At 54.4% G+C, this 22,299-nt stretch carries 17 protein-coding genes; 7 read left to right on the top strand and 10 right to left on the bottom strand.

Annotated features, from left to right (window positions below):
* Positions 1-4 precede the first annotated feature (4 nt).
* The 5 genes from BOSE62_RS16925 to BOSE62_RS16905 all read left to right on the top strand — a co-directional run bounded on the left by BOSE62_RS16925 (position 5) and on the right by BOSE62_RS16905 (position 6,636).
* Positions 5-1,255: an acyl-CoA dehydrogenase family protein gene (locus BOSE62_RS16925; RefSeq protein ID WP_089132086.1), complete on the top strand. Its 1,251-nt coding sequence runs from the start codon at positions 5-7 to the stop codon at positions 1,253-1,255.
* Complete coding sequence (locus BOSE62_RS16920; RefSeq protein WP_089132085.1) at positions 1,255-2,346, top strand: acyl-CoA dehydrogenase family protein; 1,092 nt, start codon at positions 1,255-1,257, stop codon at positions 2,344-2,346. The genes BOSE62_RS16925 and BOSE62_RS16920 overlap by 1 nt, the downstream gene beginning before the upstream one ends.
* Positions 2,347-2,408: 62 nt before the next feature.
* Positions 2,409-4,022 (top strand): acyl-CoA synthetase, encoded by a 1,614-nt coding sequence (locus tag BOSE62_RS16915; protein ID WP_089132084.1) that lies wholly within the window; start codon positions 2,409-2,411, stop codon positions 4,020-4,022.
* Positions 4,019-5,656 (top strand): flavin-containing monooxygenase, encoded by a 1,638-nt coding sequence (locus BOSE62_RS16910; protein ID WP_089132083.1) that lies wholly within the window; start codon positions 4,019-4,021, stop codon positions 5,654-5,656. Before BOSE62_RS16915 ends, BOSE62_RS16910 begins: the two co-directional genes overlap by 4 nt.
* Positions 5,653-6,636: an alpha/beta fold hydrolase gene (locus tag BOSE62_RS16905; protein WP_089132082.1), complete on the top strand. Its 984-nt coding sequence runs from the start codon at positions 5,653-5,655 to the stop codon at positions 6,634-6,636. The genes BOSE62_RS16910 and BOSE62_RS16905 overlap by 4 nt, the downstream gene beginning before the upstream one ends.
* 86 nt (positions 6,637-6,722) lie before the next feature.
* On the opposite strand, the gene BOSE62_RS16900 is transcribed toward BOSE62_RS16905, so the two are convergent.
* The 5 genes from BOSE62_RS16900 to BOSE62_RS16880 form a co-directional block, all read right to left on the bottom strand.
* Positions 6,723-7,688, bottom strand: a complete 966-nt coding sequence (locus BOSE62_RS16900) for an IS481 family transposase (protein WP_089132081.1) — start codon at positions 7,686-7,688, stop codon at positions 6,723-6,725.
* A 117-nt stretch (positions 7,689-7,805) separates the two neighbouring features.
* Positions 7,806-10,913 (bottom strand): efflux RND transporter permease subunit, encoded by a 3,108-nt coding sequence (locus BOSE62_RS16895; protein WP_159647811.1) that lies wholly within the window; start codon positions 10,911-10,913, stop codon positions 7,806-7,808.
* 4 nt (positions 10,914-10,917) lie between these two features.
* Complete coding sequence (locus tag BOSE62_RS16890; protein WP_089132079.1) at positions 10,918-12,036, bottom strand: efflux RND transporter periplasmic adaptor subunit; 1,119 nt, start codon at positions 12,034-12,036, stop codon at positions 10,918-10,920.
* Positions 12,037-12,438, bottom strand: a complete 402-nt coding sequence (locus tag BOSE62_RS16885) for a hotdog fold thioesterase (RefSeq protein ID WP_089132078.1) — start codon at positions 12,436-12,438, stop codon at positions 12,037-12,039.
* Positions 12,435-13,298, bottom strand: a complete 864-nt coding sequence (locus tag BOSE62_RS16880) for an alpha/beta fold hydrolase (RefSeq protein WP_236554122.1) — start codon at positions 13,296-13,298, stop codon at positions 12,435-12,437. Before BOSE62_RS16880 ends, BOSE62_RS16885 begins: the two co-directional genes overlap by 4 nt.
* Before the next feature lie 97 nt (positions 13,299-13,395).
* Between BOSE62_RS16880 and BOSE62_RS16875 the strand changes: the two genes are divergently transcribed.
* Entirely contained in the window at positions 13,396-13,869 is a 474-nt protein-coding gene (locus tag BOSE62_RS16875) for a MarR family winged helix-turn-helix transcriptional regulator (RefSeq protein ID WP_236554121.1), read from the top strand.
* Positions 13,870-14,046: 177 nt separating this feature from the next.
* Here the strand turns inward: BOSE62_RS16875 and BOSE62_RS16870 are convergent, their stop codons facing one another.
* The 5 genes from BOSE62_RS16870 to BOSE62_RS16850 form a co-directional block, all read right to left on the bottom strand.
* Positions 14,047-14,889, bottom strand: a complete 843-nt coding sequence (locus BOSE62_RS16870; RefSeq protein ID WP_145955437.1) for a PaaI family thioesterase — start codon at positions 14,887-14,889, stop codon at positions 14,047-14,049.
* Positions 14,890-15,185: 296 nt separating this feature from the next.
* Positions 15,186-17,759 carry a TonB-dependent receptor gene (locus BOSE62_RS16865; protein WP_159647810.1) on the bottom strand — a complete coding sequence of 858 codons (2,574 nt, stop codon included), beginning with the start codon at positions 17,757-17,759 and terminating at the stop codon, positions 15,186-15,188.
* A gap of 29 nt (positions 17,760-17,788) precedes the next feature.
* Entirely contained in the window at positions 17,789-19,399 is a 1,611-nt protein-coding gene (locus BOSE62_RS16860) for a GMC family oxidoreductase (protein ID WP_236554120.1), read from the bottom strand.
* A gap of 10 nt (positions 19,400-19,409) precedes the next feature.
* Complete coding sequence (locus BOSE62_RS16855) at positions 19,410-19,733, bottom strand: 2Fe-2S iron-sulfur cluster-binding protein (RefSeq protein ID WP_089132075.1); 324 nt, start codon at positions 19,731-19,733, stop codon at positions 19,410-19,412.
* A gap of 16 nt (positions 19,734-19,749) precedes the next feature.
* A complete protein-coding gene (locus BOSE62_RS16850; RefSeq protein WP_313906756.1) occupies positions 19,750-21,006 on the bottom strand; it encodes a cytochrome P450 in 1,257 nt (418 codons plus the stop codon).
* Positions 21,007-21,173: 167 nt separating this feature from the next.
* Between BOSE62_RS16850 and BOSE62_RS16845 the strand changes: the two genes are divergently transcribed.
* Positions 21,174-21,785, top strand: coding sequence for a TetR/AcrR family transcriptional regulator (locus BOSE62_RS16845; protein ID WP_159647809.1), 612 nt, complete (start codon positions 21,174-21,176; stop codon positions 21,783-21,785).
* The last annotated feature ends 514 nt before the right edge of the window (positions 21,786-22,299 follow it).

Below are 22,299 nucleotides of genomic sequence, written 5' to 3'. Positions count from 1 at the left end.
CGAAATGGATCTCGAATATGGACCCGAATATGACGCTTTCCGCGAGGAAGTGCGACAATTCCTAAAGACGTACGGGAATCGTGCGCCAGCCGGGCAGGGCCGGGCCGCCCGCCCCTGTCCCGAGGCGGTCGAGTGGCAAAAACTGCTGATCGAACATGGCTATACCGCCCGCACGATCCCCACGGAATACGGGGGTTACGGGGCCGAGCCCGACATTCTCAAATCGCGAATCATCGCCGAGGAATTCGCGCGCGCCGGCATTCCCGGCGGACTTGCCAACCAAGGCATATCGATGCTGGTCCCTACACTGCTGGAACTGGGAACCGAGGCACAGAAACGCCAGTGGGTCGAGCCGACGCTGAAAGGCGAGGTCGTATGGTGCCAGGGCTATTCCGAGCCCGGCGCGGGATCGGACCTTGCCAGCCTGAAAACCAGCGCGCGGATCGAAAACGGCGAATTCGTGATCAACGGCCAGAAGATCTGGACCAGCACGGCCAAGCAGGCGGACATGATCTTCTGCCTGGTCAGGACCGAACCTGACGCGCCCAAGCACGGCGGCATTTCCTATCTGATATTCTCGATGGATACGCCGGGGATCGATGTGCGTCCGCTCAAGACCATGACCGGTCACGCCGAATTTAACGAGACGTTCTTCACCGACGTGCGGGTGCCGATGGACCAGATCGTCGGCCAGCGTGGTCAAGGCTGGTTCGTCGCCAATGCGACACTGGGTCACGAACGCGGCATGCTGGGCGATCCCGATGCGCTGGAAAACCGATTTCAGGCACTGGTCAAGCTAATGCAGAAAGAACGTGTCGGCCAAGGCCGCGCGATCGACAATGCCGTGCTGCGCGACCGGTTGGCGGCGCTTCAGGCCGAAGTTGCAGCGATGAAATACAACGGAATGCGTATCCTTTCGGACAATCTGAAGGGCGAACCCGGCGGCATGGCCAAGCTGATTGTCAAGCTGCAAAGCTGCGAACTGGCGCATCAGATATCGGCTCTGGCGATCGACGCCATGGGCGAGATCGGCATCCTTTATCACGGTAGCAATCGCGAGCGCGAAGGAGGCGCGTGGCAGTGGAACTACATGTTCCAGCTGGGCCTTATCATCGGTGGAGGTACCGCGCAGATCCAGAAGAACATCATCGCCGAACGCGGTCTCGATATGCCGCGCGAACCTAAGCTGGCCAAACCTGCGCCGGCCGAACAGGGCGCCGCCGTCGCGGTCCGCCAGAAACAGGGAGCCGCCTGATGGATTTCGGACTGTCGCAAGACCAGCAGATGCTGCGCGATACAGTCGCGCGATGCCTCGCCGACACCTGCCCGCTCGACCATGTGCGTGAGTGCGCCGAAGGCGAAGCTTCTTACAGCGAAAAGGTGCAGTCTGCACTGAGCGAACTGGGCATCACAGGAATGATGGTTCCCGAACAGCATGGCGGCCTCGGTATGACCTTGCTAGATGCAGCTGTTGTGGCCGAACAGCTTGCCTATGCGGTCGCTCCGGTGCCGTTTCTCGCCAGCCATGTGCTTGCACCCATCGCGCTGGCGCAAGCCGGCAACGAGCAGCAGCAGGCTGAGTGGTTGCCTCAGATCGCCAGCGGCAAAGCGCAGATCGCCGTTGCCATTGCCGAGACTATTGAGGTGCGCGACGGGGCGGGCGTAACCTGCAACAGCGGCAAGCTGGACGGCACGGCGCTGTTCGCACTCGATTTCACCGGCGCCGAGGCCTTCCTGGTGGCCGATACCGCCGGGCGGATGCACTTCGTCCCCGCCGATGCACCGGGGCTGGAGAAAATCCCGCTGACGACGATCGACCGCACCCGCAGCGTAGGGGAAATGCGGTTCGAGACCGTTGCGGCCGAACCACTGGCCGACGATGGCGGAGCGACTGCGGCACGGCTGCGCGATGCGGGCCGGGTGATCCTGGCCGCTGACAGCCTCGGCGCGGGTCAGGCCATGATTGAGAAGGCGGTCGATTATGCCGGACAGCGCGAACAATTTGGGCGGATCATTGGCAGCTTTCAGGCGGTCAAGCATATGTGCGCGGAAATGGCAGCCCGTCACGAACCATGCCGCTCCCTGATTTGGTACGCAGCGCATGCTTTCGACGCAGCGTCGGATGAAGCCACGCTCGCCGCGTGTCACGCGAAATCGCATACCGGCGAGGTGTATCGCTTCGTCGCGCGCACTTCCACCGAAGTGCATGGCGGGATGGGCTTCACCGACCTGCTTGGGCTCCATTATTGGTTCAAGCGGATCGGTTTCGATCGCCAGGTTCTTGGCGGCCCCGAAGCGGTGAGAGCCGAAGCAGCAGCGCGGCAGGGGTGGACCCGGGCAGCGTGATTTAAGTAGCTGCGGGGACGCCGCGAGACAAGCGGCGCCCCGCCAAGAGATGAGATGGAAACGTGATCGACTGGAACCTTGGCGACATTCTTGATGCTATCGAACCGGCCATGCCGAAGGATGCGCCCGCGCTGATCCATGGCGACCGGATCATCACATGGCCGGAAATGTCAGTCCGTTCGAACAATCTCGCGCGCAACCTGCGGGAACGCGGTGCCGTCGACGGGGCGAAGGTGGCGTTCTACATGCGAAACCGTCCCGAATACGGCGAGCTGATGGCGGCCTGCTTCAAGGGTCGGCTCACGCATGTGAACATCAATTATCGCTACGTGCCCAAAGAAGTATTCTACATCTTCGACGATTCCGACAGCGAGGTGATCGTCTACAGCTCCGAATTTCGCGACTATATCCTTGAGCTGAAGGACCGGCTTGAGAAGGTCCACACTTTCGTCGAGATCGGTGATGCGTCGGAAATCGCCCCTTTCGCCGTTCCCTATGAACATCTCACGACGCAGGGAGACGGTTCGCCTCTAGGCATCGAGCGCTCACCAGGCGATCTGCTGTTCATCTATACCGGCGGCACCACCGGCATGCCCAAGGGCGTGATGTGGCGGCACGACGACATGCGCAAGGCTCAGCTCGATGCGCAAAAGCTGCTCGGCCCGGTGCCGCAGTCGCACGAAGAAAACGTCGCGCTGATCAAGAGCCAGGGGCCGGGACGCCGCACCCTCCCCTCCTGCCCGCTGATGCACGGCACAGGCTTTATCACCGGGATCGGCGCGCTGATGTCGGGCGGTGCAATCGTTACACTCTCCGACCCGTCATTCGATGCCGAAGAGTTGTGGGAGACGGTCGAGAAACACAAGGTCGAGAGTATCGCAATCGTGGGTGACGCTTTCGCCAAGCCGATGCTTCGCGCCCTCGACGAACATCCCGGCCGCTGGGATACCAGCAGCCTCGTGTCGATCATCTCGTCCGGCGTGATGTGGAGCAAGGAGGTCAAGGCCGGTCTTTGCAAGCACATTTCTCAAGTCATCCTGATGGACAGTTTCGGCGCTTCCGAAGGCCTCGGCTACGGCCTTTCGGTCACCACCGCGCAAGGCGGCACCAACACCGCCAAATTCGGCATCGGTGAGTTCTGCGACGTGTTCGACGAGAACGACCAGAAGATTGAGCCGGGCAGCGGAGTATCCGGCTTTATCGCGCGCAAGGGTGCGATCCCGCTCGGCTATTACAAGGACCCTGAAAAGTCGGCGAAGACCTTCAAGACAATCGACGGTGTGCGTTACTCGATACCGGGCGACTGGTGCCGCGTGGAGACCGATGGCAGCCTGACCCTGCTCGGCCGGGGCAGCGTGTGCATCAACACCGCCGGTGAAAAGGTCTATCCCGAAGAAGTCGAAGAGGTGCTGAAGACTCACCCCGCGATCGCCGATGCGCTGGTCGTCGGGGTACCGCACGAGAAATGGGGTCAGGCGGTGACCGCCGTGGTCCATCTCGACAAGCAGGGCGAATTCGATGAGCAAACTGTAAAGGACCACGTCCGCGAACAGCTGGCAGGATATAAGACGCCCAAGTCGATCCATCCTACCGACACGCCTCTGCGCGCCTCGAACGGAAAGGCGGATTACGCAGCGGCAAAGAAAATTGCGGAAGGCAGCAGGGTGGCAGCGTGAGCGGCAAGACCACGCCAGACTATGACGCGGTGATCGTCGGTGCCGGTTTCAGCGGCGTCTACCTGCTTCACAGACTGCGCGAGGCCGGGTTCAATGTCCTGCTGGTCGATGCTGCCGCCCAGCCCGGCGGCATCTGGTACTGGAATCGCTACCCGGGCGCGCGGGTCGATTCGCAGGTTCCGCTTTACGAATTCTCTCTTCCCGAAGTCTGGCGGACATGGTCGTGGACTGAGCGCTTCCCCGGCTGGAAAGAGCTCCGGGCCTATTTCCGCCATGTTTGCGATACCTTCGATCTGTGGCCGCAAATGCGCTTGGGCACGAGGGTCGAAAGCGCACGCTTCGCCGAAAAGGCATCGCTCTGGCGCCTGCATCTGGACGGTGGGGACACGGTGACAGCGCGGTTTCTCCTGCCGGCTCTCGGCTTCGCGTCGAAGCCTTATGTCCCCGACATTCCCGGCCTCGACACCTTCGCTGGCGAATGGTGCCACACCGCGCGCTGGCCTCAGGAAGGCATTGATCTGGCAGGTCGCAAGATCGCCCTGATCGGTACCGGGGCGAGCGGCGTACAGGTAGCGCAGGAGGCGGCGAAATCCGCAGATCGACTGACGCTGTTCCAGAGAACGCCGATCCTGGCCTTGCCCATGCGCCAGGAGACCTTAACCGAAGAAAGGCAGGAGCGCGAAAAGCAGGGGTATCCGGCCATTTTCGAACAACGCAAGCAGACCAGCGGGGGTTTTGAATACCAGTCGCTGGAAAAATCGGCACTTGAGGTTAGCGATGAGGAGCGCACCGCACATTTCGAGCATCTCTGGCAGCGCGGCGGTCTAAAATTTTGGTATCACAATTTTGCGGATATGCTCACCAACCGCGAAGCAAACCGCTACGCTTATGATTTCTGGCGCGACAAAGTCCGGGAGCGGATCGTCGATCCGGCGCTTGCGGAAAAACTTGCTCCTGCCGAGCCGCCCCACCCCTTCGGCACCAAGCGGCCATCGCTGGAACAGAATTATTACGAGATTTTTGCGCAGGAAAATGTCGCGCTCGTCGATCTGAAGGAAACGCCGATCGTCCGGATCAGCGCGGACCGTATCGAAACTCAGGATGGGGCGTTTGACTGCGATCTGATCGTCTTTGCAACAGGCTTCGATGCCGGACGCGGCGGACTGATCGACATGAATATAACCGGGCTGGGCGGGCTCGGTTTGGCACAGGCCTGGAACGATGGCCTGCGCGCTTATTTGGGCATGGCCGTGGCGGACTTTCCCAATATGCTGTTCGCCTACGGTCCTCTAAGCCCTTCGGGTTTTTCGAATGGTCCGACGACCGCCGAGATACAAGGCGACTGGATTTGCGATTTCCTGGTCCGGCTAAGAGACGAAGGCATCGTCCTTTTCGATACGGAACCCGAAGCCGAGACGACCTGGACCGAAATGGTCGCGCAGGCGGGGGCGATGACGCTCTTTCCCGAAGCAGACTCCTGGTACATGGGCGCCAATATCCCGGGCAAAAAGCGTCAACTGATCAATTTTCCCAGCGTGGTCGGTTATGCCGCACTTTGTGATGATGTAGCGCATGACGGCTATCGCGGCTTCGTAACCGAAAAACCCACAAACACGGAACCCTTCGCGCAATGAATGAAATGACCCCTGTAAACAACCTTCCGACTGACATCGATTCCTTGTGGGCCGGGGACGGTTCGCACCTGCCCGAATGGTTCATAGCAGCACTGAACGTGCCGCGCGAAGAAGCTTATGTAGAGATTTCCGGTGCCAAGGTGCACTATCTCCGCTGGGGCAGCCCCGAGAAGCCCAAATTGCTGATAACGCATGGCTTCCTCGCCCATGCCCGATGCTTCGCCTTCATCGCCCCCTTCTTTGCCCAGGATTATGACGTCGTAGCCTTTGATCTGGCGGGCATGGGTGACAGCGAAATGCGGGGGGCAGCTGACACGGCGGCCCGCGGGAGGGAATTCACCGAGGTTGCCGAGGCCCTGAACATGTTTGCGGATGGCCAAAAGCCAACGATCATCGCGCACAGCTTCGGTTCGGGTGCCGCGCTGACAGCCGTGACCCAGTCGCCCGACGCCTTTGCTGGAGTGGTCGTATGCGACCTTATGATCATGCGCCCTGAATTGCTTGAAAAATACTGGAAGAACGATCGGTCGAGCCCGGGATCAGGGAATCCGGACAAGCCCAACAAGCGCTATCCCAGCTATGAAGCAGCGCGTGCGCGCTACATCCTATCCCCGCCTCAGCCCGTCGAGGAGCCATTCCTGCTAGATTATATTGCGTATCATTCGCTGAAGCATGAAAGAGGCAGTTGGACGTGGAAATTCTCACCAGAGGTTTTCCGGCGGAGCAATAGGCCCGAGGAGTGGCTGAACATGGGTAAGCGCCTGGTGCAAGCGCCGGGCCGCAAAGCAATCGTGCACGGCGGTAACAGTCTGCTCTTCTCACAGGATTCTGCCGATTACATCCGCGAGATGGGTGGAACCGACATCCCGATAATAGCCATACCGGAAGCCCGCCACCACCTGATGCTCGATCAGCCATTGGCCTTTGTCGCAGCTCTCAGGAGCGTTCTTTCTTTTTGGAAAAGCTCCCACGAACGCTAACCGCAATGTTAGAATGACCTGTCATATCTTCGATGAATTGGGTGGTCGAGAATACCAAATATGAATTTTGATACCTTGATTTGAACCTAGTTGTTTAGTCCCGGCATATGATGGGTTGGATTGAGCGTAAATCTGTTTGGTTCGGTTGTCCACATTTTGCAGATGTATTCGAAGGGTGTGAGTCTCTTGAGGGTCTTCAGCCGCCGACCATAATTGTAGGCATCGATGAAGTCGTGGAGATGTGCAGTCAGCTGCGCATGGCTGTCATAATGATACCGTTTGACGGTCGCCTCCTTGATTGTTCGGTTCATCCGTTCGACCTGCCCGTTGGTCCAGGGATGCTTGATCTTGGTGAGCCGGTGCTCGATCCCGTTTTCTTCGCAGCGCATATCGAACATGTGGGTCATGTAGGTGGCGGTCGGACCGTCAGCGTAGCGCGGCGGGAAGGTGAACTGGATACCATTGTCGGTCAGCACGGTGTGGATTTTGTATGGCACGGCCTTGATCAGGGAGACCAGGAAGGCTGAGGCTGTCACCCGGTTCGCCTTGGCCACGAGCTGGACGAAGGCGAACTTGCTGGTCCGGTCAATACCGACATACAGGTGCAGCTTGCCTTCCGCGGTGCGGACCTCGGCGATGTCGATATGGAAGTAGCCGATGGGGTATGTCTTGAACTTCTTCTTCGGCTCCTTGTCCCCAGTAACTTCGGGCAATCGGCTGATCCCGTAGCGCTGCAAACAGCGGTGCAGCGACGAGCGTGTCAGGAGCGGGATCGTTGCCTGCAATGCGTAGAGGCAGTCGTCCAGCGGCAGCAGTGTATGCCGACGGAAGGCAACGATGATGGCCTCTTCTTCGATAGTCAGGACGGTGGACTTGGCCTCCTTGGGGCCGGTGGGGAGGTCGTGCACTGACGTGCGCTGCTTCCACTTGGCCACTGTCTTCGGGTTGATGCTGTAGCGCCTCGAAAGCGCCATCAGGCTCTCTTGACTATGTTGTATTGCTCGACGGACTGTCTCTGTCGTGGTGGCGCTCCCGTGTAGAATCTGTCCCATAGCGCGTCCTTCCATTGGTGGGTGAATATTACACCATCAAATGCCGGGACTAAACACCTAGTGCGTTGTAGCGGCATCGGCAAAAGGTTGCGTTGATGCCGTGATGAGACAATTTGACTAAGCGCGGCGCTCTTTCCACAATCCTCCCGATAGCTTTGCGCGAACGCGGGTTTTAAGCCGAGCATAGTCATCAGGCAAAGCATATGCAGCAGGCACTACCAACAATGTCAAAAAGGTCGATGTCGCTAATCCGCCCATAATGATAAAGCCCATAGCATTGCGCCATTCGGCTCCATCCGACTGAGCAAAGGCGACAGGCATCATTCCGAAAATTGCTGCCAGAGCCGTCATTAACACTGGCCGGAGCCGTTCGGGTGCGGCTTTTTGCATGGCATCCGCTGCGTCCATACCTCCCCGCCGATATTCATTGGCAAGATCCACAAGAAGAATCCCGTTTTTCATCACGATCCCCATCAGGGCAATCATTCCGATTTGGGCGAACATGCTCAATTCCTGATTGGAAAGCCAAAGTGCAATAAACGCTCCGGAAAAAGAAAGGGGAGCCGTAAGCATGATCAGGACAGGTTGTCCGAAGCTGTTAAATTGGCTGGCGAGGACAATATATAGGGCCACAAAAGCAAGCGCAAACGCTAGCAGTATGGCAGAAGTTGTGTCTGCCAGTCTCCGCGCCATACCCTCCATTTTGGTCGACATTCCTTCAGGTGGGGGATTGTTGGTCAGGATTTTTTCAACCTGAGCGACAGCGACGCTCAATGCTACGCCGGGCGGCGTGTTTGCCATGACTGTAATTCGCCTCGCTCGGTCCACGCGATCAATCTGAGCTGGGCTGTCGGCAACTTCAATATCAGCAACTGCCGCCAGATCGACTAAACTTCCACTTCCTGATCGAACTGGAAGCCGGGCAATGTCGTTCAAAGTTTGCCGTTTATCTTCATCCACTCGCACTCTCACATCATAGCGTCTGCCGTCGGCTTCAAATGTTCCCGCATCACTCCCGCCAATTAAAGTTCGCGTTGCTGCTGCGACATCCCGAGCCGTCACCCCTAAATCTGCGGCCCGATTGCGGTCTAACCTGATCTGCAATTCCGGCCTGCCGCCTTCGTAGGTAGAGGCGACATCCACCAGTTCTGGGGTAGCACGCATTTCCTCCGCGATGATATTTGCATATTCATTGATCGTCGTAAGGTCGGAACCAGAAATTATAAGCTCTATCTGAGCCGATCCCACACCGGCACCGGAAACCCATGGAACTTCTACAACCGAAATATCCGTGGCTTCTGGCAGCGTCTTTGCAAGGACCTCACGCGCTTGGTCCATGATCGCGCCCTGCTCGACTGATCGACCCTGTTTAGGACTGAGATCAAAATAGAAATCGAGCAAGTTGGTTTTCTGATTGGTACCTGCCCCTATGGTTACGAAAACATATTCTACATCTTCAATATTGCGTAGCGCTTCGTCGGCTCGCAGCGACGCCTCTTTAGCTGTCGCAATCCCAGTTCCCAACGGAAGTTCAACACTTGCAAGGAACTCTGATCTGTCCGTGAGGGCCATGAAGGTGGCGGGCACCATTGCTGCGAAAAGACCGCCGATTAAAAGACTTATGATGGCTCCCAAAAAAACGAGATATCGTCTTCTGATCGACCAACCTACAAGCCGTTCGTATCGCTTTCGCATGATCTGGTGGAAGATTTCAATTTTTCCCAGCCAGCCTGTTTTCTCTTTTTCCGATTTCAGGAATCGAGACGCAAGCATGGGCGACAGGGTAAGCGCCACCAGCAATGAGACGCTAACCGAAAATACTATCGCCAAGCCATATTGAAAAAAGAAACGTCCGACTATCCCTTCCATAAAGGCAATAGGCACAAACACTGCCAACGTGGCAAATGTCCCGGCAAGCACCGCCAATGCGACCCGCTTGGTTGCTTTTGGTGCGGCCTCCATTGGATCAGCGCCTTCATCGACATCGCTTTGCACGGCTTCAACAACGACGATAGCGTCATCAACAAGCAATCCAATCGCGACCGTCAAGGCCAATAATGTCATGAAATTAAGCGTAAAATCGAAGGCGGCAAAGGCAGCGAACGTGGCAATAACGGAAGTCGGGATGGCCAGCATAACGATAAAAGTTGCCCGCCAGCTGAGCAGAAAAAAGAATGTGACAAAAACAACCAATACCACCGCGATCATCAGATCAAACAGAACATCACCAATGGCCGATTCGATGAATCTCGCTGTTTCTCTCGTGACAACAATTTCAACCCCGCTCGGCAGCTGGTCCTTGATCTGCTCGATTTCCGCTTTGATTGCTCTGGTCATTGCAACGGTATTGCTTCCAGATTGCTTGCGAACCTCAAGCACAACCCCGGGGCGACCATTTAATTGGGCATAGCTGGTTTCATCCTCGACCGAGTCTTCCACGCGACCGATATCGCGGACCCGTGTGACCTGTCCGTTGGGCCGATATGCTACCGCGAGATTGCCAAATTCCGAGGCTGTATTGGCTTCCGCCAATGTTCTGGTCCCATATTGCTTGCTGCGACCATCAATCTCAAGGCGGCCGCCCGGCAACTCGGCATTTTCGTTTCTCAAGGCGGCTACGACATTATCCGTGCTAATAGCGCTTGCCCGCATTTTTGCCGGATCAAGCCAGACCCGCATTTCTCTCTCGCGCCCACCTACAATGGAGATAGAACCTACGCCGCGAATACGCTGAAGCCTCTCTTTAACGACCTCATCGGCAAAGACCGTGAGTTCTCGGACCGGCGCATCTCCTGCGATAAGCAGCGACAGTATCGGCGCTGCGTCCGGATCAAGCTTTTCGACAATAGGCGCGTCCGATTCTTCCGGCAAATTGCTTAATATGCTGGCCACCCGGTCCCTGACATCCTGGGCCTTCACGTCGGCATCTTCCGACAACTCAAACTCCAACACGACCTGACTGACGCCTTCGGCGCTGACTGAACGCATTTGCCGAATGCCAGAAACGCTGTTGACCTCTTCCTCGATAACGTCGGTGATTTCAGTCTCGATCGTATCTGGAGACGCGCCGGGCAAAGTCGTTGTTACCGAAACGTAAGGGAATTCGATTTTGGGGAACAGATCAACACCCAGTCTCCCGAAACTCAACAGACCCAGAACGACTAGCGAAGCAATCACCATTGTCGCAAAAACGGGACGCCGGATCGAGACATCAGAAATCCACATCAGCTTACCGTGCAGGCTTTCTTTGCTTGCGCTCTACTTTTTGCCCATCGCGCAAAGTGGATGGTGGGTTTTGGATGATTTTTTCGCCGGTCCGGACGCCCTGGGTGACCTTGACCCGTTCGAAATCTATGCTTTCGACCTTTACATCCCTTCGGCGTGCGATGCCTTTCTCAAACAGGAATATATATGCGGCTGCGCTATCACCTTTCACGGCTGATCTAGGAAGAATAATTGCGGATTCCGGCGGCGTCTCGATAAGCGCGCGCACGCCAAGTCCGCTACTGATTCGATAATTGGGGTTTCTTATCGGCAATCGCAATTCGACCGTCCGGGATTCCGGGTCAACCCGGTCATTGATGATGAACACAAAGCTGTCGAAAGGCTCATCAAAGCCATCAATATAAACTTTTGCCTTCTGGTTGAGCTTGAAATCATCAACCCGGGCCTGCGGAGCACTGACGATTGCTGCCACTATTTCTAATTCCTGTAGTTGCAAGGCTGCAGATTGTTCACCCATCGAAAAGCGATTGTTGAGATAGGACCCCTCATCGACCAATCTGGCTGTAACGACGCCGTTATATGGAGCGCGGGCAACAGTATCGCGCAGCGCCTGTTTGGCCGTGGCCAGTAGCGATTGCGATTGAGATACCTGCGCTTTCGCGACGACCAGGTCTGTTTCAACCCTTTCGACCTGTGCTTTCGATACAAAGCCTCGCGGGGAAAGCGCAATTACGCGGTCATGTTGGCGCTGGGCCTGTGTCGCCTGCGCTTCCGTCAGGCGTAGCGCTGCGGATGCTTCCGCAACCCGTCTTTTATAATCTGCTTGCCTGATCTGGAAAAGCGCTTGGCCCTTTTTGACCCTATCGCCGACGGTCACAAACATAGTTTCAAGCGGTCCTTCCACGAGAGCGCCGATTGCGCTGCTCTGCTTGGCCGCAATCGTTCCAAAAACCTCGACAGGATCGGCCAAAGGTTCGGACTTCGCTATCAGAAAGTCTACTTCGAATGCGGCGCTTGTTTGAATGTCATCATCATTGGCATTCGCAGTATCGTCGTTCGCACAGCCCGAAACCAAGCCCAGCATGGCTACAGACAAGAGAAATATGATATTTTTGACACCCATTTACGTGCTCAAATATGTCCCGCGCCCGCTGGCTACCAAGCGATCATCATCATCTAAAATGCGGGTGTCTGCGGTGCTTATGGTTTTTCCTAGCTTCACGACCTGCCCAATTGCACGAAGCGGGCCGTTGGTGGCTGCCCGATGATAATCTACCCTCAGATCCACGGTCGCCCTGGCAACGCCCCCTGCAGCAATAATCGCATAAAGCCCGGTTAAATCGATCAGAGATGCCAATATGCCGCCGTGCACGGCTCCAATCACGGGATTAGATACGAGTTCGTCCCGCCACGGCATTTCCAGTTCCAGTTGATCGTTGTTTTGCTGAACAATTTTCAGACCCAACCAGCGATGGAAAGGCGCAATCTGCATTACGTCAGCAAGATTTTCCGTATCATATTTCATGCTGCGGCACCGCGATTGTGGGTCGCATTCAAAAAGGAGATTATCGCCGAACAAAACGCATCATTGCGGTCACCGACGACCATATGGCTAGCATCCGCAATGTCGGTTAAAAGCGCGCTAGGAACCAGCGTTTGGAAATGGGCCACAGCTTCTTCAGAGACCATGTCGCTGGAACCTCCGCGTATGAGATGAACCGGCAGTGTCAACCTGGCAGCCGCAGCGCTTAACCTGTCGAAACCATTCTCTTTTGCTTCGGCAGCGTTGTCCCGAGCGTGCGTCACATGGTGAATAAAATTGGGGTCCCAATGCCAATAATATCGCCCGTTTTCCCGTTTGCGTAAATATCGATCAAGCTTGCCTGTGCCGGTGCGTTTCTCTCGCTGTGGCATATACTCGGCGATAATTTTGGCAGCTTCTTCTGGGGAGGAAAATCCATCTGTCATGTGGGCCTGCATGAACCCGACCACTCTTGATACCCCGACGGCTTCCATCTTCGGCGCGATATCAACCAAGGTGAGCGACCTAAAACCTGCAGGAGCCAGTTCACCGGCCGCAATCATACCCGCGATTCCGCCCAGTGACGCTCCCACTAACGCTGGAGGATTACTAAGCTGCTTGGAAATAGCGACAAGATCACGCGCAAAATCGCGCATATCGTAAGCGCCATCTGATGCCCATTCACTGTCCCCATGACCACGCATGTCAATGGCCGTCGCGCGGTAGCCAGCATTTGCGAGTTCGTCCAGCACCTTCACCCAGGCATGACGGGTTTGCCCTCCACCATGCGCAAGCATTACCGGAAAGCCGGTTTTTGGCCCAGTCGTGCTTGCCGTGATCTGCAAGCCGTTGTGACCGGCCAAGATACTCTCTTCATGGTCCATACTGATTTTATAGGCTGTATAGTGATAGACAGTAAAGGGCTTTATATTATATTAAATTTACGATATGGTCACTATCATGACAACCAAAACAGCTACAATGAGTGCCAACGCGCAAGACGGGTTCCTTAATGAGACCGATGAGTTTGCGTTTTTGCTGGAGGAAGTACCCCGAGTTCTGCGCAAGGCATTTGATGAATCGATTGCCCAGTTCGGCTTGTCCCGCACACAGTGGAGAACATTGGCCTATCTGATCAAGACCGAGGGAATGACGCAAACCGAGTTGGCAAATTGCCTTGAGCTGGAACGCGCTACGATCGGATTAACGATTGATCATCTTGAAAAACTGAGATTTGTCGAACGCCGGTCCGCAGAAGGCGACCGGCGCGTCTGGCGGATATTCCTGCGTCCAAAGGTAATCGATATCATTCCACAACTTCGGAAAGAGGCTAACGCCGTTTATAAAAAGATGTTCAAAGGCGTTTCCAACGCAGACGTGGCCATCATCCGAACCGCGATGGAAAAAATGGTTGGGAATCTAAGGGAATGTTGAGTGTTTAATCTCCCAAAATTTTAGCGAGTTCTGATCCTTCTCTCCCGTTGGATCAGCTGGAGCGAGTGGCTGGGGCCACTCGCTCCCTTTTTTTTGCAGTCCAGGCCAATTAATTTAATAATTATCGGACGGTGAATTATACCGTTGATACCTGCCGGGACACCAATCAAATATGCGCTAGCGCACAAAAGTTGCTATCGCCGTGGCTAGTGGTTTCTCTGATTCATGAAAACAGGTGGCGCGGACAAAGCTCGCGGCTTTGCCTTCACGTTCAAAACAGCTGTGCGTGAATAGATCGCGCGAACCTACGGCTGGACGCAAATAACGAATGTCAATTGACTCTAGCTGCTGGCCGATCGAACTTTCACCGCCTGCCACTCGGCCCTGGCATGCAGCCATCAGCGCCGCAGCAACGGCGCCGCCATGGACAATATTTCCGCTCTCCCAGCCCAAAACGGCCCGGTTTCCTGCAGCAATTTGTGGCGAGCCTGGTGCGCCCGATAAGCCCAAACTGGTGCTCATCGGTCCGGGCATTGCTTGAGGATCGAAATCACCGACCAAATTATAGTCGGCCGGAGCACCCCCCGGAAAGCTCCCCAAACGAAACAGGCCTGTTGCTGTTCCGACGATATCTTGGGACGAGTTGGTTACACTGCCTGTTACAGTGGCAGATGCTTTACCAACCATCACCGCTTCGGCGGTCAACGTCAATTCATCTCCCATCGAAGATCCTGATAAAAGTCCGATCCGCAAATCAAAAGTTGAAATCCCGATTTCTGTCCCAATCAAACCTTGCAACGATTGGGACAATCCTTGGTCCATAAAGCCCATGAGTGCTAGCGGATCAAGGTTTGGATTTCCCGGAGCTTTGGCAATCCGCCTATTGGCTTTCATTCGACTGATCGAACGCCCGCTGCTGCATTCCAGCAATTCCATACCGAGCGTCAATTGGTAAGGGGTTACAAGTCGAACCCGCATTTTCTCACCCGTCTGTTCATCTGGCTTAGATTGCGCAGTCATCCATTTATCTTCCAACAAGGCATACTCAACAAGGCATACTCAAAATTCCTTAGTTAGGCGTAAACTGCAAACAAAGGGCTCCGTTCGCCGGCGACGCGAAAACTGATGTCCGCAAAAACCCGAACGGTGCAAGGTAATTATGATCTAAGGGGATGAGGTCCAATGATTGCGTTTACAATCCTGAACAACATCCCCTTTGTCATTTGGTCATGTTAAATTACCAAGACCACAATCGGAGGTCGACGCAGCGCCGGTTCGCCTTGCCGAAAGTTTCTTAGCGTTGAGCACGCCGCACGTTAGAACTTCACCGTTGCCTCGATGCCATATGTGCGCGGTGTTCCCCGGTTAAGATAATCGAGTCCGAAGATGTCTATGTTCAACCCGTAGCTATAATAGACCTTGTTGGTCAGGTTCTTGGCCCACAGGCTCGCTGAAAAATTATCCTTCTGATATGTCAACCGGCTATTGACGAGCCAGTAGCCCGGGTTTCCGCAAGTGATTGCCGGGCCTGCAGGACGGACGCTACCAGGTGCACCTGGGCGATCACAGGGTGTTTGGCCGTAGTCGCCAAACGGATCGAAGAAATATTTTCCCGTATACGCAGCATCACCGCGCAGACTTAGCTTGCCTGAATCAGTGTCAAAAACGTCCCAGTCGAACCCTGCAGAAAACGTCTCGCGTGGAGCGTTGGGGAACGGATTTCCGTTTACATTGCGTGTGGGGCTTCGAGGATCAGTAGGATCGACAACATTTCCTTGATATTTACTGCGCAACAAGCTGACCGATGCGTCAAAGCGCAGGTTATCGGTAGCAATGATTGCGAGTTCCGCCTCACCGCCGTAGAGTTTGCCATTGGCGCTGCGAACAAACGTCGTCGCTCCAATCACCTGAGTGACCTGATGGTTGCTGTAGTCGTAGTAAAAGCCAGCTAAATTAAGCTGGACGCGCCGATCAAACAGGAGCGTTTTCAGACCGCCTTCATATGCGTTTATCTGCTCCGGCTCAACATAATAGACCTGATCGGTTCCCTGATACGCTAACCCATTAAAACTGCCGCTGCGATATCCTCGGCTGAAATTGACATATCCCAACACATCGTCGGTGAAATCATAACTGACATTGATCCGCCCCGTGACTCGGCTTTCTTTTTCGCGTTGCTCAAGCGGAGGTTGGTTTGGGTTGAAGGGGAAGGTATAGGGAATCGTACTTGCTCGCTCGGTTCCCCCCAAATCAACCAGCACTGTTCGTCCGTTGAGGTAGTTCACTTTGTCTTTGGTGTAACGCAAGCCGACACTGACCGTCAGTTCGTTGGTCACATCATAACTGGCATCAGCATAAATGGCAGCGGAAGGACGTTCGACGGTGAAATTCTGTTCACCGGTTATTGGTCCAAATGGGGGAGCGCCAGCTGCCCGACACGCAGCAGAAAGGGCTCCACCGAAGCCGCCGCCAGCCGAATTATCAATCTGGATATCGGTCTGGAGGGCAATAAGCGATCTCGCATCAAGGAACCCGTTGGGATTCCCGGTTGCAACCGGTGCACAGCTCGATGCAAGAGTGGGGTCAAGGGCTGGATTGACCAAAAATGCCGGGACAATCGCAGCAGCCTGAGGTGCAGAAACAGGTGCGTTAAAAAACGAGTCGCCAATGCCGAAACTGCGCAACACTGGATCCAGAACACCAAAGAAATCGATCCCGTTCCGCGTTTTGATTTTATCTACACCATAATAAAGTCCAGCGATCAGATTGAAACGGTCGTCCTTGTAAGCAAAGCGCAGATCCTGATTGAAATTTTTGCTCGTTGAATTGAAACGGATCGCGCAAACGTCATTCGGTGAACCGTCACAGTCAAACGGAGAAATGCTGTAATTCCCAGTATCATAACCGGTAATCGATGTAACCGAGAGGCTGTCACTAATCTCGTAGGCGACGTTTAGCGCCAGACCCTTCGACAGAGTGTAGTAGTTTCCGCCCGTATCGGCAGATACCTCGTCGCGGTTTAGCGCGCGCCCCCCATTCTGGGCGGGATCGAAACGTGAATAACCCAAAACATCACGGCCCTCTGCATATTGACCGAACGCATACGGGTTGGGTGCAACCGGATTGTCCCGGGAAATATATCCCTTCAAGTTGATATCAAGTGTATCAGTTGGTTTGAAACGGACCGACAGGCGGCCAGCAATCGAATTTGTCGTGCCGGTATCGCGGTTCTGAACGGGATTGAATTGCCAGCCATCGCCCTTGGCAAAGGTTCCCGCAAAGCGGATACCAAGCACATCAGGAACCAGAGTTGTTTCTATCGCACCTTGGATTGTCTTTGTGTCGTAATTACCGTAGCCAACCGAAAGCGTTCCAGTTGTATCAACAAGTTCGGGTTTGTTTGAAAAAAAGCTGATGGCACCGCCGGTTGTGTTCCGCCCATAAAGCGTTCCTTGCGGCCCACGCAACACCTCAACGCGTTCCAGATCGTAAAGCTGCTGACCGTGGCTGGCACGGAAGCTCTGGTAAACTTCGTCAACATACACACCGACAGGCGAAGCGGTTGAAGCATTAAATTCATTAGCCACTGAAACGCCGCGCAGTGCGAAGTTCGGTTGGGTGCGGCCATAAGGCGTGGTGATCTGAAGACTTGGTACAAATCCTTGCAAATCTGATGTTTCATCTACGCCGCGAGATTCCAGTTCCTTTGCCGTCAATGCGGACACAGCGACGGGAACATCTTGAAGCGCTTGTGACCGCTTTTGCGCAGTCACAACAATTACCTCAAAACCACTGGTATCTTGTTCTTTGGTTTGGGCCAAGGCAGTTCCTGATAGAGCTATTTGCAATACAAATAACGCGCAACCTCCAGCCAAATATGTTTTGTTCATGTTCTTCCTCCCTATTTTTCGGACTTTTTTTATTTTTGGTTTTCCAGAATAAACTCTGCAGCGCGCTCGGCGATCATCGCTACCGGGGCATTGGTGTTGCCGGATATTAGATTGGGCATAACGGAGGCATCGGCGATCCAGATATTTTGAATGCCGCGAACCTTTAATTTTTCGTCACACACAGCGGTTTCATCATTCCCCATCCGGCATGTCCCAACCGGGTGATAGACTGTATCTGCGCGCGCCCTTATCGCATCAATGAGTTCTGAATCTCCGCTCATGCCCTTTGTAAAAAGCTCAGTGCCGCGAATGGACTTAAGCGCGTCTGATTCCATAATATCGCGCACCAGCTTGAAGCCGGACAACAGGGTTTTAATATCACCATCTGTTGCGAGAAAATTTGGATCGATGACAGGAGCGGCAAGAGGGTCGGCCGAACCGAGTGTCACGGAACCCCTGCTCTCGGGTCGCAGCACGCAAACATGGCAGCTCATCCCTCCGCCCAAATGGATCTTGCGAGAATGATCATCAATAATGCCGTGGACGAAGTGCATCTGGACATCTGGTCGATTGCCACGACCTTTGGTGGATAGAAAAGCACCGCCTTCCGCCGCGTTGCTGGTAAGCGGACCACGACCATTACGGATATAGTCGGGAATCGACGCACCAATACGCGCGACACCGCCAGGGCTGACAGCAAATAAATCAGGACTTTTGGCGCGATATACCGTGACATGATCAGGATGGTCCTGAAGATTCTGGCCAATTCCCGGTATGTTCAACCGGACGGGTATAGAATGGCGTCGCAGTTCGGACTCCGGCCCAACGCCCGATACCATCAGAAGGTGCGGCGTACCGAACGCACCGCTCGTCAGCACAACGCCGGCATCAGCGCCAAGTGTCATAGACCGTTTGTTGCAAAGCACCTCCAGGCCCGTCGCTCGTTCACCATCCAATATAATGCGAAGCGCCTTTGTTCGTGTCATCACCGTAAGGTTCGGTCGATCAAGGATTGGTCGCAGATACCCGCGCGCTACACTCCAACGCCGGCCATCCTTTTGGTTTACCTGATAACGCCCAACGCCTTCTTGTTCAGCTCCGTTAAAATCGTTTGTTGTTTTGTGTTGTTGTTCCGCTGCAGCCTCGATGAAGAGATCGGTAACCGGGTTGGGTGAACGGTGATCTGCTACGTTAAGCGGTCCCGACACGCCGTGATATTGATCTTCACCGCGTTCATTGCATTCCGACATCTTGAAATAAGGCAGCACATCATCATAGGACCAGCCCGGCGCACTGTCCGCCGCCCAAGCGTCATAATCCTCGGCTTGGCCGCGGATATAGCACATCGCATTGATCGAGCTTGATCCACCAAGAACACGGCCACGCGGTTGATAACCTTTTCGGCCATTGAGTCCCGGCTGTGGAACAGTTTGATAGCCGTAATTATTGATTTTGGTTGGCAACATGGCGGCCATGCCAAGCGGCACGTTGACCAGCATCTGATCGTCATCTCCGCCAGCTTCAATCAAGCAGACCTGTATCGCCGGGTTCGCTGAAAGACGGTTAGCCACCACGCATCCGCCTGAACCTGCCCCAACGATTATATAGTCGAAAACATTTTTCCTCATCGAGCCGGTCATTGATATAAAATCAATGCTGCGCGAGAGGCAGGCGAACGATCAGTCCGTCAAGCTCTTCCGTAATCGATATTTGGCAGGCCAGACGGCTATATTCATCGGCTCCTTCCACAAATTCGAGCATATCGCTCTCACTGCCGTCCGAAGCGTGACCGGTTTTTTCAATCCACGCCGCGTCGATATGAACATGGCAGGTGCCGCAAGCTGCACATCCGCCGCAATCGCCATCGATGCCCGGGACTCCGTTGTCTCGGGCTGCCTCCATGACTGATGAATTGGCATTTACATTGACAAGATGGTCGTCACCTTGAGCGGTAATAAACTTTACTAATGGCATTGGTATTCCTTCACTCTTATCGCGCGTGAACGCGGACCATCATTTTGGTGTAACCTCGGACAAAATTCGACTGAACACGTTCGGGCTCACCGATCACTTCAATGCGGTCGAAGCGATTGAGTATTTCCTCCCACAAAATTCGCAGTTGCATTTCGGCAAGCCGATTACCAACGCATCGGTGGATGCCGAACCCGAAGGATAAATGCTGGCGAGGGTTCGGGCGATCGATGATAAACGCGTCAGGCCGATCAATGACTTCATCATCACGATTTCCCGAAAAATACCACATGACGACTTTGTCACCTTTGCGGATGGTTTTACCGCCAACAACCGAATCTTCCTTTGCTGTACGCCGCATGTGCGCCAAGGGTGTCTGCCAGCGGATAATTTCCGGCACCATGCTTTCAATTAGCGCTGGAGAGGCCCTCAATTTGGCCATCTGGTCCGGGTTCTGATGCAGCGCAAGAACCCCACCCGTCATCGAATTTCGCGTTGTGTCATTGCCGCCCACAATCAGCAGCAGCACGTTGCCGAGATATTCTTCCGGTGTCATGTTTCGGGTCGCCGGGGAATGGGCCAACATTGAAATAAGGTCATTGCCTGGATCCTCGTTTACCCGTTCATTCCAAAGCGTCTGAAAACATTGCGCACATTCCATTAATTCATCTTTGCGCTGCGCCCATGAATCAACGACGCCCCCGCCAGGTGCAGCTGTGGTCACATCCGACCAGCGAGTCAGCTTACGACGATCTTCAAACGGAAAATCAAAGAGAGTGGCCAGCATCTGGGTGGTAATTTCGATCGAGACCCGATCAACCCAGTCAAATTCTTCATCTATTGGCAGGCTATCCAATACGGCCCCGACACGCTCGCGAATGGTGCTTTCCAGAAGAGCAAGGTTACCGGGAGCTACGATGGGGCTGACGGCTTTTCGCTGTTCGTCATGGCGCGGTCGGTCCATCGCAATGAAATTAGGAAGGTCAAGCCCCTCTTCACCACCACCTTTTTGAATATTGTCATCGATGATGATGCCGCCGAAGCCTGCCGCCGACGAAAAGATGTCATGATGGGTATCAACATGCATGATGTCTTTATATTTGGTGATCGACCAATAGGGCCCGTAAGCACTCTCAGCGCAATAGTGGACAGGGTCTTCTTTGCGCAGACGTTCAAAATAGGTGCCAGCCGAATCGTCCTTGAAAAGCGCTGGTGAGCTTACGTCGATTTTATCAAGTGGTATCGCATACGCAGCTTCAGTGCCGGTTCGTGTCATGCTGGCCATCCTCTCTGATGATATATGATTTTTATTGAGTATAGTATCAGTTATAAGTGAGTATAATGTCAACAAGGAAAATCTGTTGCGATTTTTTTTGATGACCGGCACACAAGCGCGCTCGGATTTAAGCGGTGATGCCGGCCATCAATCAGGAGCCTAGTATATTGAAATACAAACACGAATTGGGGAAAAGGCGCCTGAAGCCGGACGAGAGGCGCAAACAATTGACACTCTGCGCGCTCCAAGCCTTTGCGGAGAACGGTGTCGCTCGTGCCACTCATTCTCACGTCGCGAAGCTGGCCGGAGTTGCGATACCAACCGTGCACTCCTATTTTAGATCACGGGAGGATCTGGAGTCAGCGGTGCTCGACGAAGTAGAAAACTACCTGATCAAACTCGTCACTGATTCGCTTGGTGGGAAAAAATCCGTGGAAGAAGCGCTTACGACGCTAGCAACCCGATTTGCCAACGACGCGACCACGAAATCTGATATCATTAAAGTTTGGCTAGACTGGAGCACCGGTGTTCGCGCTGGCGTATGGCCCCGATATCTTACTTTGTTGGACAAGCTACACTCGATTGCTCGACCGGTTTTTTCGCGTGGCAAACGTGAAGGTATACTGAGCGAAAATCTCAATGTGAAAGCAGCGGCCAGATTGTTCATAGGCGGCGGACATACTCTCGCACTAATGCAGTTTGCCAAAGTCCCCAACCGGGATCTAGCGATTTACATGGATCAATTTATACAGAGCTTGATGAACATCGGAAAGCCTTGATCATAGTTTTGGGATGAAGATGGGCGAATTGAACCGGAAATCGCTTCGCGCTCAGCAAGCGTAAGACCTAATCTGGATCGCTTCTACTTTGGTGGATGAATGCCGTCAGTGCGCGACAAAAAGGGACAAATCGATGAGGAAACCGGTCAACCCCGCGACCACTCGAGCTTATCGACTCCCCGCGCTGCCAACGATCCCATATCTCGTACTTCTGAAAGTCGGTAAATATATCCGCTGACTCTGTTTCATCTTCAACGCCCCATCTTCTTTCAAAAGATTAGATTGTTATGACGATCAGTTGAAATCACCACGCATTTGTGGGCGTTTGCCTACCAAACTATCCTGGTTGAACGCGGACGGCCGAATAACTTCTCGTACTGGGTAACAGTCACTAGGAAGCAGAATATGGAGCCGAATAAGTATTGAAGCGCACAGCCGTCGCAGTAATCGCGCCCCAAAATTAGGATCAAAGCCGCAGAGCTAGATTGCCAAACTAAAAAAATAGGGTCATAAC

Origin of the sequence: Sphingorhabdus sp. 109 (assembly GCF_902506555.1) — a bacterium.
GTDB lineage: Bacteria > Pseudomonadota > Alphaproteobacteria > Sphingomonadales > Sphingomonadaceae > Parasphingorhabdus.
This window is presented reverse-complemented; position numbering and strand designations above follow the sequence as displayed.

Coding starts and splice junctions, on each gene's coding strand:
- BOSE62_RS16925 (WP_089132086.1), top strand. CDS start 5: ATGGATCTCGAATATGGACCCGAATATGACGCTTTCCGCGAGGAAGTG.
- BOSE62_RS16920 (WP_089132085.1), top strand. CDS start 1,255: ATGGATTTCGGACTGTCGCAAGACCAGCAGATGCTGCGCGATACAGTC.
- BOSE62_RS16905 (WP_089132082.1), top strand. CDS start 5,653: ATGAATGAAATGACCCCTGTAAACAACCTTCCGACTGACATCGATTCC.
- BOSE62_RS16900 (WP_089132081.1), bottom strand. CDS start 7,688: ATGGGACAGATTCTACACGGGAGCGCCACCACGACAGAGACAGTCCGT.
- BOSE62_RS16895 (WP_159647811.1), bottom strand. CDS start 10,913: ATGTGGATTTCTGATGTCTCGATCCGGCGTCCCGTTTTTGCGACAATG.
- BOSE62_RS16890 (WP_089132079.1), bottom strand. CDS start 12,036: ATGGGTGTCAAAAATATCATATTTCTCTTGTCTGTAGCCATGCTGGGC.
- BOSE62_RS16885 (WP_089132078.1), bottom strand. CDS start 12,438: ATGAAATATGATACGGAAAATCTTGCTGACGTAATGCAGATTGCGCCT.
- BOSE62_RS16875 (WP_236554121.1), top strand. CDS start 13,396: ATGACAACCAAAACAGCTACAATGAGTGCCAACGCGCAAGACGGGTTC.
- BOSE62_RS16870 (WP_145955437.1), bottom strand. CDS start 14,889: ATGACTGCGCAATCTAAGCCAGATGAACAGACGGGTGAGAAAATGCGG.
- BOSE62_RS16865 (WP_159647810.1), bottom strand. CDS start 17,759: ATGAACAAAACATATTTGGCTGGAGGTTGCGCGTTATTTGTATTGCAA.
- BOSE62_RS16860 (WP_236554120.1), bottom strand. CDS start 19,399: ATGACCGGCTCGATGAGGAAAAATGTTTTCGACTATATAATCGTTGGG.
- BOSE62_RS16855 (WP_089132075.1), bottom strand. CDS start 19,733: ATGCCATTAGTAAAGTTTATTACCGCTCAAGGTGACGACCATCTTGTC.
- BOSE62_RS16850 (WP_313906756.1), bottom strand. CDS start 21,006: ATGACACGAACCGGCACTGAAGCTGCGTATGCGATACCACTTGATAAA.